Annotated in this window: 12 protein-coding genes and 2 pseudogenes; 5 read left to right on the top strand and 9 right to left on the bottom strand. The window is 61.2% G+C overall.

Going from position 1 to position 15165, the window contains the following annotated elements:
- The first annotated feature begins 329 nt into the window (after nucleotides 1–329).
- The 5 genes and pseudogenes from IEX25_RS08635 (at nucleotide 330) to IEX25_RS08615 (ending at nucleotide 5631) form a co-directional block, all read left to right on the top strand.
- A complete protein-coding gene (locus IEX25_RS08635; protein WP_103171158.1) occupies nucleotides 330–818 on the top strand; it encodes a hypothetical protein in 489 nt (162 codons plus the stop codon).
- A complete protein-coding gene (locus IEX25_RS08630) occupies nucleotides 818–2203 on the top strand; it encodes a LapD/MoxY N-terminal periplasmic domain-containing protein (protein ID WP_103171159.1) in 1386 nt (461 codons plus the stop codon). The genes IEX25_RS08635 and IEX25_RS08630 overlap by 1 nt, the downstream gene beginning before the upstream one ends.
- The gene (locus tag IEX25_RS08625) at nucleotides 2200–2871 is read left to right on the top strand and encodes a response regulator transcription factor (RefSeq protein ID WP_103171160.1); all 672 of its coding nucleotides are present in this window, start codon (nucleotides 2200–2202) and stop codon (nucleotides 2869–2871) included. The genes IEX25_RS08630 and IEX25_RS08625 overlap by 4 nt, the downstream gene beginning before the upstream one ends.
- Nucleotides 2872–3139: 268 nt before the next feature.
- Nucleotides 3140–3747 (top strand): annotated as a pseudogene (locus IEX25_RS08620) (transposase); the annotation flags it as partial.
- A gap of 399 nt (nucleotides 3748–4146) precedes the next feature.
- Nucleotides 4147–5631 carry an inorganic phosphate transporter gene (locus IEX25_RS08615; RefSeq protein ID WP_103171161.1) on the top strand — a complete coding sequence of 495 codons (1485 nt, stop codon included), beginning with the start codon at nucleotides 4147–4149 and terminating at the stop codon, nucleotides 5629–5631.
- A 120-nt stretch (nucleotides 5632–5751) separates the two neighbouring features.
- On the opposite strand, the pseudogene IEX25_RS08610 reads toward IEX25_RS08615, so the two are convergent.
- The 9 genes and pseudogenes from IEX25_RS08610 to IEX25_RS08575 all read right to left on the bottom strand — a co-directional run.
- Nucleotides 5752–6594: pseudogene (locus IEX25_RS08610) on the bottom strand (toxic anion resistance protein); the annotation flags it as partial.
- A 328-nt stretch (nucleotides 6595–6922) separates the two neighbouring features.
- Complete coding sequence (locus IEX25_RS08605) at nucleotides 6923–8377, bottom strand: Na+/H+ antiporter family protein (RefSeq protein WP_205048990.1); 1455 nt, start codon at nucleotides 8375–8377, stop codon at nucleotides 6923–6925.
- Between the two features lie 238 nt (nucleotides 8378–8615).
- Nucleotides 8616–9068, bottom strand: a complete 453-nt coding sequence (locus tag IEX25_RS08600; RefSeq protein ID WP_229665107.1) for an amidohydrolase family protein — start codon at nucleotides 9066–9068, stop codon at nucleotides 8616–8618.
- Nucleotide 9069: 1 nt separating this feature from the next.
- Complete coding sequence (locus tag IEX25_RS20075; RefSeq protein WP_229665106.1) at nucleotides 9070–9654, bottom strand: hypothetical protein; 585 nt, start codon at nucleotides 9652–9654, stop codon at nucleotides 9070–9072.
- Nucleotides 9655–10329: 675 nt separating this feature from the next.
- Nucleotides 10330–10530 (bottom strand): hypothetical protein, encoded by a 201-nt coding sequence (locus IEX25_RS08595; protein WP_103171164.1) that lies wholly within the window; start codon nucleotides 10528–10530, stop codon nucleotides 10330–10332.
- A 175-nt stretch (nucleotides 10531–10705) separates the two neighbouring features.
- A complete protein-coding gene (locus IEX25_RS08590; RefSeq protein WP_158247933.1) occupies nucleotides 10706–11812 on the bottom strand; it encodes an AAA family ATPase in 1107 nt (368 codons plus the stop codon).
- 310 nt (nucleotides 11813–12122) lie between these two features.
- Nucleotides 12123–13454, bottom strand: coding sequence for a glutamine synthetase family protein (locus tag IEX25_RS08585; protein ID WP_103171166.1), 1332 nt, complete (start codon nucleotides 13452–13454; stop codon nucleotides 12123–12125).
- Nucleotides 13455–13457: 3 nt separating this feature from the next.
- Entirely contained in the window at nucleotides 13458–14282 is an 825-nt protein-coding gene (locus IEX25_RS08580; RefSeq protein ID WP_103171167.1) for an ABC transporter permease, read from the bottom strand.
- Nucleotides 14279–15160 (bottom strand): ABC transporter permease, encoded by an 882-nt coding sequence (locus tag IEX25_RS08575; protein WP_103171168.1) that lies wholly within the window; start codon nucleotides 15158–15160, stop codon nucleotides 14279–14281. The genes IEX25_RS08580 and IEX25_RS08575 overlap by 4 nt, the downstream gene beginning before the upstream one ends.
- Nucleotides 15161–15165: the final 5 nt, after the last annotated feature.

Raw genomic sequence — 15165 nt, 5'->3', positions numbered from 1 at the left:
GATCCTCTCCCTATCGCGCATCCCGGAGCCGGTGTCAGATCCCCCCTGCACCGGCTTCATGCGCCTGCTGCCAGCCTTTCCCCTTTCGGGTTCGGGCATGTTGCAAGGACGATCAGACCACCGCTCTATGCGACTGTCTGCGGGGAAGGACGCCCGATCTTGACGGGGCATTTGCCCTGTCCATCAAGGTTCAAAGTCACCCTGTTGCGAAAGGCACCATACCAATGTCCGTCGCTAGGCCAGATTGTCTCATCCCTTAGGCTGACCTACCCTTGGATAGCGCATGAGGCGCGTGGGCGAATCACGGTGAGCATCGGGAAAGGGATCTGATGGAGGTCAATGAGACACATCCGCGCACCGTTGCCCTTGCCTTGGCAAGCGCTGCTGTCATCCTGCTGCAGGCGTGCCGTGACGAAGAGACGACGCTGCCCGCCGCGTCCGACCAAGGCCAGCACACAGAACAATATGCGCCTGATTGGCTGGAGGCATCCGAAAACGAAACGCCTTTGGCCTTTCTGGCACGTGTGACACAGACCGCTCCCCGATCGATTTCGCCGTCGCTTAACCGCGCGGCCGCCACCTATGATGACAGTCCCCGAATGGTCGCCAATCGGACAGCCCAGTTGTGGCATGAAATCCGCCAGAAGGACGACCCGCCCATGGCCATATACGTCCTGCTTAACCAACTGGCCATGCGGCAGGACGCGCCCGATCACAGCATCGGCCCCGTCATCCAGCACTACCGCGTCCTGCGTGCGCAGGGGCATCCGCATGACGCCGCCATGCAGGCCGCGACTGCTTCAGGAAAGGGGCGCTGATGCGGCAGGAATCCGGATTTCTTTTCGACACGGCCGTTCCACAGCCCAAGCGGCTGTGGTCATTGCACAAGATCGTCACGGTCGTGCCGCTTTCCGTGGGCGTCGCGCTCGGCGCGACTATTGCCGCCATCATTATCCTGAACGCCCGCATCGCGATCGAAGAGGAAACAGCCTCGGCCTTCCGCACGGCGCAGGCCACAATCGCTGTCCGGATGCCGCCCAGCTTTGCCCGTGCCGACACCATGGGAGAGGCCATGCAGATTGCCCATGAGATCGACGCGCTCCGCCATGTTTCCGCCCATGTAGTGGACAACAAGGGCACCCCCCTCCTCAACCCGTCCGCATCGGTTTCGATGGAAGACGTAGAAGCGCCTGGGTGGTTCACATGGCTGATGCGCCCCGAAGTGAAGGCGGACTACTTCACCATCTCGCATTATCCCAATGTCTTGGGCAGCCTTGTGGTCGAAACCGATCCCACCGACGAAATCAGCGAGGTTTGGGAAGATTTCCGCATCATCATGCCCCTGCTGGCGCTGACCTGCATCGCCCTGATCGGCATGTCGATGGGCTTCAGCAACCTGATCCTGCGCCGTTTGCATCGCGTGCAGGATGCGCTTGGCGCCATGCGGCACGGCGATCTGGAGCGCCGGGCCCCGCCCGATCACTTGGTCGAATTTGCATCGCTGGCCGACGACGTGAACGCCCTTGCCATCCACCTCAAGTCGCAAAGAGCAGAGAACGAGCATCTGCAGACCCGGCTTCTGACGCTGGCGGAAACGGAACGGGCCAAGATTGCCTCGGATCTGCATGACGACATGGGCCCGCAGCTTTTTGCGTTGAACGCCGCGCTGTCCCAGGCCATTGCAGCCGCCCGCGACGTATCGGGTTCGGGGGCCGCGCAACTTGATGACGCATTGCGCGCCATCTCGACCCATACCGACGCGGTTCGCGACAGTGCCCGCAGCGCCATCAACGACCTGAGACCCATGCTCATGGGTTGCGGATCACTGCAGGAGTTGCTTGGGGAACTGGTGGCCGAATTCACCGAGATCGCGCCAGAGGTCACCATCGACCTGGACTGCAAGAACCAGGTTGCCGCGGACGAACTGGCCGAAACGGCAATCTATCGCTTCGTGCGCGAAAGTCTGTTGAACGCGATCAGGCACGGGAAGGCCCAGCGGATCAGGATTGAGATGCACCTGGCCGAAGACCTGATCGTCACGAAGGTCCGGGATGACGGCCGCGGTCCCTCAGGGCGCCTTCCCTCCCGAGGCCATGGTCTGACCGGCATCCGGGACCGCGCCCGCGCCTTGGGTGCCAGCTTTGATCCACCCCGCCGCGTGGGCGCGGAAACTGTCACTGAACTGAGGATGCCTGCACGATGATCGAAGCCCTGGCCCATGAAAAATCTGCCGAGCGCCTGAAGCGCATCGTCATTATCGATGACCATCCCGTGGTGGTGGAAGGCTGGGGCCGCATCATCCGTCAACGCATCCCCTGCGAGATCGTGGGCGCCGCCACCGCGCTTGAAGGTTGGCGCGCCTGGCGTGCGGCCCGGCCCGACATGATGGTCGTCGACCTGACCTTGGGCGACCACAAGATCGCGGGGATCAAGCTGATCGACCGGCTGCGGATGCTGGACCCGACCTTGCCGATCCTGGTCTTCACCATGCATCGCAGCCCGATCCTGGCCCGCCGCGCCCTTCAGGCGGGGGCCAACGGGATCATAAACAAGGATTCCCCCTCCGACGAAATTCTGACCGCCCTCACAGAGGTTCTTTCAGGCGGCAACTACGTCGGAAGTCGGCTGGCTACGCAGATCGCGCTGATGAACCTGCCCGGACGCCACGGTAGCAGCTCAAGCCTTACCGCGCGGGAGGAGGAAATCCTGGGCCTCATCGCCGAGGGATTGTCCTATCGCGAAATCGCGGACCGTGCCTGTATCAGCTACAAGACTGTCTCGAACGTGAGCTTGGCCTTGCGCGACAAGCTAGGCGCCGCCAGCTTGGGGGATCTGGTCGTTAAGGCCATCCGGTATTTCGAAGGTAGCTGAACCGCAAAGACCAACAGATTTGGCATCATAAATCGTCAAAGTTGTGATGAAGCAGGCTGAGGCGCTTGCCATAAGGGGACGGGGGCATCATGGCGCAATGTCTCTCTCGGCCTAGGCTGTGTGGAAACTGATGTTCGTGGTAAACTTTGACATAGCTGTGGGGGATCAGCATGTCGGGCTTCATCGAGGGCGTTGAGCGCGGGCAGACGGTTCTCTTTCCAGATCGTCTCGAAGTCTGGATCACCGAGGATCATCTAGTTCGCGTTATTCAGGGGACGAGTTCAGGGACAAGACCACTCGGCCAAACGAGATGTGGCAGACCGACTTCACCTATCTCAAGGTGACAGGCTGGGGATGGTTCTACCTGTCCACCGTCCTCGATGACTTTTCCCGCTATATCGTCGGCTGAAGCTGTGCACCACCATGAACGCGGACGATGTCAGCGCGACGCTTGATATCGCGCTCGCTGCATCCGGATGTGACAGCGTCACCGTGCTGCACAAGCCGCGGCTGCTGAGCGACAACGGCCCTTGCTACATTGCTGGTGATCTTGCCGGATACCTCGAAGAACATGGTATGGACCATGTCCGCGGCGCCCCCAATCATCCCCAGACGCAGGGCAAGATCGAGCGCTGGCACCAGACCCTCAAGAGCCGCATTCTGCTGGAAAACTACTATCTGCAGAGTGAACTCGAGGCGGCCATCGCGGCCTTTGTCGAGCATTACAACAACCACCGCTATCACGAGAGCCTCGGCAACCTCACACCCGCTGACGTCTACTTCGGACGCGGCCCGGCTATCCTCGCAGAAAGGGAGAAGATCAAGAAACTGACCATCCAGAACCGGCGCTTGATCCATCAGCGCCAGGCAGCATAACCTCAACCCGCAGAGCTAGGACCCTCCAGACCAAAATCAGGCCGCCTGTTCCAAATCATTCGACGACGGACAGGGTGATGACGGCAGTCCGACAGGATCACCAACATCTCGCCGCAGACCGTTCACCGGCCGATGCCCTATGCAGTGGCCGCACGCACTATGGTCGCTGACATGGCCGAGTCCGTGCCGGTTGCCGGGGGAGCGATCGACACGCGCGCAGAGGTGACGATCACCTGGGAGATCGCGCCGGCGAGTGAAGCGGGGAGCTCGGCGCCGATCAAATAGATGGGTTTGGCGAAAGGCATCTCTGGTCGCGCAGCCAGGGGTCATCATCGAAGCATGATGGTTGCCCCTTTGCTGCGTTCGCCTTAGTCAGCCGCTGAAATCGCCGAGGATACTATGGCCCAGAACGATCTAGAAACCCGCCACCTCGAAACGCTGGACCGAGACCTCGGACGCTTTTCGACCCTGGAGAGAGCGACCACCTATATCTCTCGACCGCTGGTCGCGCCGGGAGTGGCGCTCTCCTTCATCCTGCTGGCGGGCTTCGGTGCGATGGCGGCCTTTGGGCTGTCCAGCGGCGGGCTGATTGTCGCCATGGCGGCAGTCATCGGGGCCTACATGGCCCTGAACATCGGCGCGAACGACGTGGCGAACAACATGGGTCCCGCCGTGGGCGCAAATGCGCTTACAATGGGTGGAGCAATCGCCATTGCCGCGATCTTCGAAACCGCCGGTGCGCTGATCGCTGGTGGGGACGTGGTGGGCACCATCTCTCGGGGGATCGTAGCACCGGAGAGCATTGGCGAGCCGTCAGTGTTTGTCTGGGCGATGATGGCGGCCCTGCTGTCCTCAGCGTTGTGGGTCAACGTCGCAACCTGGATCGGCGCGCCCGTATCCACCACGCATTCGGTAGTGGGTGGCGTTATGGGCGCGGGTATCACCGCTGCAGGCTTTGGGGCGGTCAGCTGGCCGACTATGGCCACGATCGCGGCAAGCTGGGTCGTCTCACCCCTCCTGGGCGGCGTCATCGCTGCGGCATTCCTATGGTTCATCAAGGCGCGCATCATCTACCGCGATGACAAGATCGCAGCTGCGCGCATATGGGTTCCTGTCCTGATCGGCATCATGGCCGGCACCTTTGCCGCCTATCTTGCCTTGAAGGGCCTGAGCAGGCTTGTGACCATATCCTTCGGCAATGCCCTGGTCATCGGAACAGCATTGGGTCTGGTCTGCTGGCTGGTGATGATCCCGGTGATACGACATCAGTCCCATGGGCTGGAAAACCGGAACAAGTCACTGAAGGTTCTGTTCGGTATTCCGCTGGTCGTATCTGCGGCACTGCTCAGCTTCGCGCATGGCGCCAATGATGTGGCTAACGCAGTCGGGCCGCTGGCTGCCATCGTGCAGGCGCAGGCTTTTGAGAGCGCGACCGAGTCGGTAGCGATCCCGTTCTGGGTCATGCTGATCGGGGCTTTCGGTATTTCCTTCGGCCTGTTCCTGTTCGGCCCCAAGCTGATCCGCATGGTCGGGAGCCAGATCACCAAGCTGAACCCGATGCGCGCATACTGCGTCTCGCTCTCTGCGGCCCTGACGGTGATCGTGGCCAGTTGGCTTGGCCTGCCGGTCAGCTCCACCCATATTGCAGTGGGCGCGATCTTCGGAGTGGGTTTCTTTCGCGAGTGGGACGCGGAACGACGTCTGCGGGCTGCACAAGGGAACGAGCACGACCTCCCTCATCCCGGACCTGAGGAACGTCGGCGCCGTAAGCTGGTGCGTCGGTCGCATGTCATGACGATTGGTGCCGCCTGGGTTATTACAGTTCCAGCAACGGCAGTTCTATCTGCCATTCTGTTCCGGCTGCTGAACGCTTTCGGGCCTTGATCGAAACTTTCCAGGGGTCTGCATAGAAGCTGCCGCAAACTCCAATCCACGTCTGGGCAAGCTGAGATCGGTCGGCAGGAGGGGCGGGTGGGATGGCCCGACTATGCAGGGCCGCCCCGATCATTCGGCGGCAGCGCGCGCCGGAGCCTTCGCCGAGATCAGCGCGGTGCGCAGATCAGACTCCATACGCACCAGTTCCTGCTCGGCGGCGGCCCGCTTGGCCTTGCCTTCGTCGGCAATGCGCAGGCTGTCTTCGATCGTGCCGATCAGCTCCTCGTTGGCCTTGCGGATCGCTTCCACATCGAAGATCCCCCGCTCCATCTCGGTGCGGATGACCGTATTGGCCTGACGCAGGTTCGCAGCATTGGCCGTCAGCAGATCATTGGTGAGAACCGAGGCGGCCTTCACATCGCGGGCGGTATTGGCTGCGCGCTGGATGGTAATCGCCTGGGCCGGCTGGTTCTCCCACAGCGGCACGGTGTTCGTCAGCGTCGAGGTAATCTTCGCCACCAGCGACTTGTCGTTTTCCTGGACCAGGCGGATCGAAGGCAGCGACTCCATGGTGACCTGCCGGGTCAGCTTCATGTCGTGGACACGCCGCTCTAGGTCGTCGCGAACCGACTGCAGATCACGCAGCTCGCTTGCAGCAAGGAGCTTGTCACTCTCGTTCGCAATTTCCATTTCCCGTTGCTTCTCGGGAATGGCCACGGCCTCGATCTCGGCGATCTTGGCCTCCCCCGCGGCGATGTAGATTGCCAGCTGGTCATAGAAGGACAGGATCTCGGCATAAAGCCTGTCAAGTGCCTTGATGTCCTTCAGCAGCGTCAGCTGGTGGCGTTCTAGGTTGGTTGTGATCTCGTCGATCTGGGTCTGGATCTTGTCGAACTTCGCCTTGAACCGGGCAATCGGAGTAGCCTTGCCCATCATCTTGGACAGGAAGCCCTGCTTGGTGCTCAGGTCAATCGGCTGGCCCAACGTCAGTTCGAACCGGCTCATATCATTGCATGGTCGATGTGGCGAAGCCCATCAAGCCCTAGCAAGGCAGGCACACTTACGAAGAAATGTGCAACTGTAATGCTAGGGCGGAGAAGCCATGGGTGCTGGAGACCACACTGCTGCATTCCGCAGAAGATGGCTGGCCAGACATCACTCTCCGGGGATTGGAGCGACCTCGAAGGAAATCTGGCCAGCCATGAACCACATGCGCGACGCCAAGCTTCAGCGTTGTCGCCGCGAATGTTGATCCGCCATCTATGTTCCAGTCAAACAACAGCTTGGTTGGGGCTGATCATCAAAGCATCAGCGCCGCCGCCCAAGCAAACAGCACCATGCCGAAGTTCGCATGGATGAAGGTCGGGATCACGCTGTCCTTGATGTGGTCGTGCTGGCCATCCGCGTTCAGGCCTGCCGTTGCGCCCAGCGTGATGGTGGACGCGGGCGATCCTGCATCGCCCAGAGCCGCCGCTGCACCGAGAAGGGCGACTGTCGCCAGCGGCGAGAAGCCAAGCGCGAGGGCCAGGGGCACATAGACGGGCGCGAGGATCGGGACGGAGGCGAAAGAGTCGCCGAAGCCGATCGTGATGAACAGGCCAACAAGCAACATGATCGCCGCGCCAAGAGCCTTGTTCTCGCCGATGAACGCTGCCGATGCAGCGACCAGCGGCTGAACTTCTCCGGTGGCGGAAAGCACGCCCGCGAAACCCGAAGCAATAGTGATGATTACCGCCACTTGCGCCATCATCCGCAGGCCTTCGGTAAAGACGTCGTCCTGGTCCCGCCAGCGGAAGATGCCCGCAAAGCTGAGGATAACGAAGCCGACCATGGCCCCGATCAGGAGCGAGTCGAACTTGATCTGGCACACCAAAGCCACCAGCAGCGCAGCGATCGTTGCCAGCAGCTGCGTGAGGTCAAGGGTGACAGGGACCTTGGCGGCAGCCGGTGCCTCATTCTCGATCGTGTGATAGTCGCGCGGCTTGCGGTAGGTGATGAAGACGGCGACGAACATCCCGGCCAGGATCCCCATCACCGGCAGAAACATTGCCTTAGGCGCCATATCGGCTGTAACAATCAGGCCAAGGTCTGCGCCAACATTGTTCAAGTTGGTCAGAAGGATGTCGTTCAGGAAGATTGCCCCGAAGCCTGTCGGCAAAAGCAGGTAGCTGGAACTGATCGCGCAGGCCAGCACGCAGGCGACGGCCCTGCGGTCCATGCGAAGCCGGTTCATGATGCCCAGGAGCGGCGGGATCAGCACCGGGATGAAGGCGATATGAACAGGGATGAGGTTCTGCGACATGACAGAGGCGGCGCAGAGGATCAGCAGCAAGGTCCACTTGATGCTCTTGCCAGTGGCGGCCTCACCCGTCCCCAGCCGTCCCGAGATCTTCGCGGCCAGCAGTTCCAGCAGGCCGCTGCGCGCCAGCGCTACGGCGAAGGCGCCGATCATGATGTAGGTCATGCCGACTTGCGAGCCGATGAGCAGGTTCTCGTTCAGCGCAGTGATCGTCTCGGTCATCGACAGGCCTGCTTGCAAGCCGCCCAGCACGGCCGCCGAGACCAGGGCGATGGCAACGGGCAGCCGCAGCAGGCAGAGCGTCATCATCACAGCGATCGACAGGACGACGGCGTTGATGTGTAGGCCCGCCGCGAGCGAGCCTCCGTAGATCGCTGCAGACAGGCCAAACACGGGGAGCACGCGCTTGCGAAGGAACTCTCCGTCGGAAGGAAAGCTCATGGGCAGATCAGTCATGGTCATTCTCTTGAAGGGTCCGGGCCCAAAGCCCGGCACGCACGGCGATACGTCGCACGGGGACAGAGATTCAACCGGATTGTCTGTGCTACCTCTTCGGATGGGTCTTGAAATCACTGTCGAGGTCAAGCGGTGTTACGACCCACCTCACGGCGGACACTTGCATGAAGTGAGCTTGGCGGGAGGCACTCACAGCCCCTGAAGGTAGATGACAGAGACCAGTCGCAGTTCGACCTACCTACCGCCAGCTCTTATAATAATCGTGGACCACATCGATTGCCGCTTCCGCCAGCTCTGCCATTTCTTCGTCTAGGGCTGTCCGTGGCCGACTCTGCCACTTTTTCAGACGATCCAGTTCAGCCTTGCGGTCGACGTTCACGAAGGCTCCATCGGCATAGACTGTGCGCCCTGCAACCATGACCTGAGCGACGGCCTCTGCTTTGGCACGCCGCACAAGCACGTCGGCAAAGCCGTTTCGTGGATCCTGCCATGGATAAGTCACCCGATCCCAATCGAGCACAACAAGATCCGCCGCCTGTCCTTTCGCAAGCCCACCAATCCGCTCGCGGAACGGCGTCGTGGCGGCCCCGTGACGGGTGGCCATTTGTAGAACCTGTGCCGCCGTTGGTGCGGGTGATTGATGTCCTGATGGACGGTGCAAGGTCAGAGCCATGCGCATCTCTTGCAGCATGTCACGGTCGTCGTTGATCCCCGCCCGCAGACTCCCCGTAGGCGTCCAAGAGTTGCCGGACGTAGCGCGCCTCATGAGTGGCGATCTCATTTGGTGGCGGATCACAGATCGGGCGCGGCGGGAGACCTCCGCCAAAGCGAACCGCATGGTAGGTTGTCGTCTCGTGTCTTGCGATCAGCTCCAACAGGCTCATCGAGCCGAAGATAGAAAAGTCGAATTTTTCAAAATACTCAAGAAGCTCGCCGGTAAGCGGCACTTTAGCCTTCGAAGTTATCTCGGCGCAGCATTGCTTCTCCCAGTTCTGTCTGACGCTCTCTTTGAGCTTGCCTGGATCCAGAAGGAGTTTCCCAGCAGTGGTGCCGACATCGCGGCTTGCGGCAAAGTAATACTTGCGTGGCACCGAGTATTCCTTGCGCCACGTATAGTATATCAACTTGCCGATCTCGACATGGATGTCAGACGGTCGAAGGGGGTTGTCGTAGCGCTTGCATTGGAAGTTTTCCCAAGGTGCTGCGAAGCCGACGGCCTGCGTGAAACACGCTACGTCGATTCCCATGTCCCCTGCGCCAGCGAAACGCCGGACCATCGGGTATTCCTGCTTAAATGAGGTTGCCCACTCCTCGATAAACCTCTCCCACTCATCGGAGGAGAATAATTGCACCCTCGAAACTTTTGGGATTGGGAGGCCCGCGTAGACGTGCCCCGCAGACGGCGAATGCACGACCTTTTCGGGGTCTATGGGTGTAAGGTCGTTTAAATTAAGCATTTCTAAACAAAGCCCCTGCGCGAAAGGTAGTCTGCGAAACAGCCAAAGGGCAACTACTATCTGAGCTTGGAAAATGCTTTGCACACTTGGCCTAGCGGACACATGAAGACGGCGAAGCTGAAGCTGTTCACCCGACGCTTTTGGTAAAAGCGACTGGCAAAAAGGTGATCGGCAAGATGCGATGCGGGCGCAGGCAGCTTTTCCGCCCCCCATGATTAGCACGGCGCCACCTCGTCGAGCGTCGTATCACGGTCCGCTCTTCCGCTTTCGCTGCGTTTGCAGCGCCGAACCGCCTTCAGACAGCTTTCCGCCCTTTACAGCGCAAGCGACACCTAACTTCATGATGAATAAGTGTGCGATACGACACAACATTCCATTCCTGGGCGGCAGTTCGTCCGTCAACATGTGGTCGCCAATTCATCAGCCTTTGAAGATCGTGAGCAGGTGGACACACGAGCGTCTGCAACTATTCATCGCGGGCTGGCTGCCGAGGCGCTATTCGGTGTCCTTTCCGGTGGCAGGCGTTCTCTTGACTGAAAGGACAAGCTTTGACCCTTTCATCAGCCCATATCCGCCATTGCGGATGTTGAGCTCCTTGCGGGTGATATGTCCGGCGCGCAGGTCCTCGTCGTCGGCGGCGCGGGAATCTGCCTTCTGGCGGGCACGCTCCTTGGGATCAAAGAATGACACGCGCATGTTGAGCTCCTAGGGCTGGAAGGAAGGTTGCGGCAAACTTGACCGGCAGACAAGACAGGCGCGACGTTATCTTATGTTCGGACTGCTCGCATGGAGATTGCAAGGTCGCACATAGAGCTAACCCGTCACCTGGCCTACTGAGGAACACGGAACCTTTGGCATTGGTGGCCACTGGTCACGTGATGATCGGCCTGTTCTCCAATTCCGCCGCACGATCAAGCATCCGCAGGACAGTGCGCAGGCTCGGACGAGTGGGGGCAGCGGGTGCGGCCCTGGACAGTGCCTCGGTGACAGACCATACGGACGCGGCCGAGAGGCCGCGCCCTTGACCTTCGCGCTGGGCGAAGGTGATCAGGTCCGGCAAGCCGATTTCCCGGAGACGGAGGATCGTGCAGCGGCTGAGCAGTGGCGGCGGCAGCGGGGACAGGCTGTTGGTGAGCAGGATCCAACTCACATAAGACATGTCAAAGCGCACACGATAATAGGGGCAACTCCATTCGGCAGCGGTGCTGGACTCCAGCAGAGGCAGCAGCGCCTCCGCGAGGCTGAAGGATTGGTTTCGTCCAGACTTGGCGCTGCCCGCCTTTTCCAGCTCGTCGATCATGACGATAGGGTTCCCGGTCAGTTTAGCCATGATGCACTCTAGGACCCTCCCCGGCCGGGCACTCGACCAGCCACGCTGACAGCCGACGACACCGAAAGAGGCGTTCTCGCCCGTCGCATCCACGTCCACCTTAGCGGTGCCGATCAGCGCTCCTAATCGACGCACCCAATAGGTCTTCCCGATGCCCGGCGGTCCGTCGAGGATCACTGGCGGCATGCGGAAGCCCGCCCAACCTTCGCGCACCGATCGACGCATGGCATGCCAAGCGTGCTCGGTAGCAGGCGCCATCCAAGGCATCTCGCCGTGTAGGCGTGCGGCCAGTTCGTCGGCATGATCCAGACTGGAGATGCGAGCCAGGGCGACACCGTTCTTCAAGGACGAGAGGTTCTGGCGATCCTCCCGATTCAAGTGGCTCAGGCCCGTTCTGCGCAGGACCCCGTCATGCAGGCGCACCGCATGTCGATCCACGCGCTTCATGTCGTCTAGGGACAGCCTAATCCTCTCGCTCTCCTCACCTTCGATCGGCCAGTGCCGCTCCTCTTTCACCTCTTTCGACAGATCGACACCCGCATGTCGGGCGCGCAACCACTTCAGGTGCCTGGCCAAGTGAGAGCTGATCTGTCGCGGATTGAGCGAAGGATCGGGAAACGTGGCCTTCATGATCGGAAAGCGTGTCATCGGGGTTCCTCGACTGATCGCTCCGCCGCATGGCGGACGAGCCTCCCGCCAGATCATGCGGCGCGGATGCTGGATTTCAGGAAGGACCCGGGTCTGTCAGGAAGTCATGCAAGTCGCCAGAGCAGCCGTCAAGCCGGGGCGCCGGAAGAACAGGAACTGCGAGGCCGACAACTCGAATCAAGCGCCAATGACGGCAACCCTCTGACTTTTCTCTGGAAACTGATTGAATAGCCTAGGCGGTGGAAGTTTTATGGTTGTCAAAAAGGAAGCGGATCCGGCCGAAAGGAAGTTTTATGCCAGCCGGCACACCTCAAACGGTGTCCAGATACAGTTCCACCGTTTCCTCGTCCGACAGTTCCGACATGTAGTGCAGTTCCTGCCGCTTGGTCATGACGAAATTGTCGATCAGATGGGCCGGGAAGATCCGCCGCATTTCGGGACAGGTGTGGAAGGCGTCTATCGCTTCGGCCCAAGTGGCGGGAAGCTGATCCAGGTGCTGGTCATAGGCATTCCCCTTGAAGGGTTCGGGCGCCTCAAGCTTTTCCAGCAAACCGTTCAACGCTGCCCCCAGGATCGCCGCGACGGTCAGGTATGGGTTCACATCGCCGCCCGCCACCCGATGTTCGATGCGCCGCGCCTTCGGACCCGATGACGGGATGCGGATCGCCGCCGTGCGGTTTTCATAAGCCCAGCCGATGCCGGTCGGCGCATGGGCATTGGGCACCAGCCGATCATAGCTGTTTTCATGCGGCGCGAACAGCAGCGTGGAACCCGGCATCGCGCGCAAGCATCCGGCCACGGCATGGCGCAGTTCGGCCGTGCCGTCTTCTCCGCCATTATCGAAGATGTTGCGGCCGTCCTTGTCGAGGATCGAGAAGTGCATGTGCATCCCGTTCCCTGAAAACGCCTCATAGGGCTTGGCCATGAAGCTGCCGGCGAAACCGTATTGGCGCGCGATGCCCTTGACCAGCATCTTGAACAGCCAGGTGTCGTCCGCGGCCTTCAACGGATCGGCCTGGTGCATCAGGTTGATCTCGAACTGGCCCGGCCCCGCTTCGGAAATCGCGGTATCGGCGGGAATGTCCATCGCCTCGCAGGCGTCGTACAGCGTGGTGAAGAACTGGTCGAAGGCGTCAAGCGCCTTGAGGCTGAGAACCTCGCCGCCGGTGCGGCGCTTGCCGGATCGGGGACTGGGCGGCACGCGCAACTGGCGGCCGGAATCGTCGATCAGGAAGAATTCCAGTTCGGTCGCCACAACGGGCGTCAGGCCGGCGGCCTGGTATCGTTCAACCACCCGCGCCAAGGCCTGTCGGGGATCGCCTTCATAGGGGCGGCCGTCGGGGTGGAACATCCAGATCGGCAGCAACGCGGTCGGTGCGTCCAGCCAGGGCATCGGCAGGAAGCCGCGTTCGGTGGGCAGCAGCAGCCCGTCGGGATCGCCTATCTCGAAGACCAGGGGGCTGTCCTCGACATCCTCGCCCCAGATATCCAGGTTGAGGACGGAATAAGGGAACTTGGTCCCTTCCTCGAGGATCTTGCTGGCATAGCGGGCGGGGATGCGCTTGCCGCGCGCGACCCCGTTCAGGTCGGCGGCAGCCACGCGGATGGTCTTGACTTCGGGATGTTCTTTCAACCAGTCCATGACTTACCGGATCACTTGCGGACGATAACGGATGCGCCGCGCCGCGCCGGGCAGGTGGCGGTTCAGGCGCCGGTTCACGATACCGAACAGGCCGATCAGCGCCAGGGTCGAGACGATGAAATAAAGCGCGACGATCGGATAGGCGATGAAGGGGTTGAAGGTCTGCCCCGCGAAATAGCTGGCATAATACAGGCTGTCGCCCCGCTGCTGAAAGGCCGGAAAGCCCGAAAAGAAGACCAGCGTGGTCGCGTGGAACAGGAAGATCGCCTCGTTCGTATAAGACGGCCAGGCCAGCCGCAGCATCGTCGGCCACAGCACGCGGCGGAACTTGGTCCAGCCGGTCATGCCATAGGCTTCGGCAGCCTCGATGTCGCCCTTGGGGACCGACATCAGCGCGCCGTGGAAGATCTGCGCGGAATAGGCGGCGGTGTTCAGCGTCAGCACGATCAGCGCGCCCGCCCAGGCCTTGGTCAGCCAGCTTGTCGCCACGGTGAAGCCGAAGATCTCGACCCCCGCGCGGGGCAGCATCACAAGGGCCTCGTAGGCCAGGAAGAACTGGATGAACAGCGGGCTGCCCCGGAACAGGAAGATGAAGCCCTCGGCGGGCTTGCGCAGCCAGGGGTTCGTGCTGGTCTTGGCAAGGGCAAGGCCAGTCGCCAGGAAGAACCCGAACAGCAGCGCAAAGAAGGCGAAATACAGGTTCCAGATCAGCCCGGATCCGATCAGGGTGAATTGCTGGCACAGCGTGAAGTCGCTGCGCGGCAGCAGCCGTTCGCCAAAGCCAAGCGACCGCAGGCCGTAATCCATGATCGTCTGCGCGCAGCTCACACGACACCTGCCTTGCGCTGCGCCTCGCCCGCCATGGTGGCCTGGCCTGCGGACAGGCGGCGGATCACCCGGTCAAGAACGCGTTCGGACACCCAGGTCATCAGCAGATAGAAGACCAGCACGGCCAGGAAGTAATACAGCCGCCAATCGGGATGCGGATAGGCAAAGGACGACGTCTTGGCCCCGCCCAGTTCGCGGGCCCAATAGACGATGTCCTCGATCCCCAGCAGGAACAGCAGGGGCGTCGCCTTGATGAGGATCATCCACAGGTTCGACAGGCCGGGCAGCGCATAGGTCCACATCTGTGGCACCAGGATCCGGCGGGTGACCTGTCGCTGCGTCATGCCGTAGGCCTCGGCCGTTTCAAGCTGCGCGCGGGGCACGGCCTGCATCGCGCCATACAGCACATTGGCCGCGAAGGCGCCGAAGACGACCGAGAAGGCGATCACGGCCAGCGTCATGGCATAGATGTCATGGACCCATTCGGGACTGGTGGACAGGGGCAGCTTGGCCGCCGCGCAGACGACGAAGTCGTTGCCCTGGCGCACCGGGGCGTCGCTGTCGCACAGCGCCTGATGCCGCAGCCACTCCAGGCCCTGATCCAGCGCGATCGGCACGAACAGGAAGAACACGATGTCGGGCACACCCCGTACCATCGAGGTATAGACCTTGCCGAACCACCGCACCGGCGCGATCCGCGACCGCGACGCCATCGCGCCGCCATAGCCGAACAGCAGCGCGATGGGCGCGGTAATCGCCAGCAGCAGCAGGACAACCCCGAAGCTGGCATAGAACAGCATATGCGTGCCCGTCGTCAGATAGCACGACAGCCAGGCAAGCCCGTCCAGCACCGAAGGGTCGCTGCAAAAGGAAAACATCATTC

Source organism: Paracoccus acridae, from assembly GCF_014642735.1.
Classification (GTDB): Bacteria; Pseudomonadota; Alphaproteobacteria; order Rhodobacterales; family Rhodobacteraceae; genus Paracoccus; species Paracoccus acridae.
This window is presented reverse-complemented; position numbering and strand designations above follow the sequence as displayed.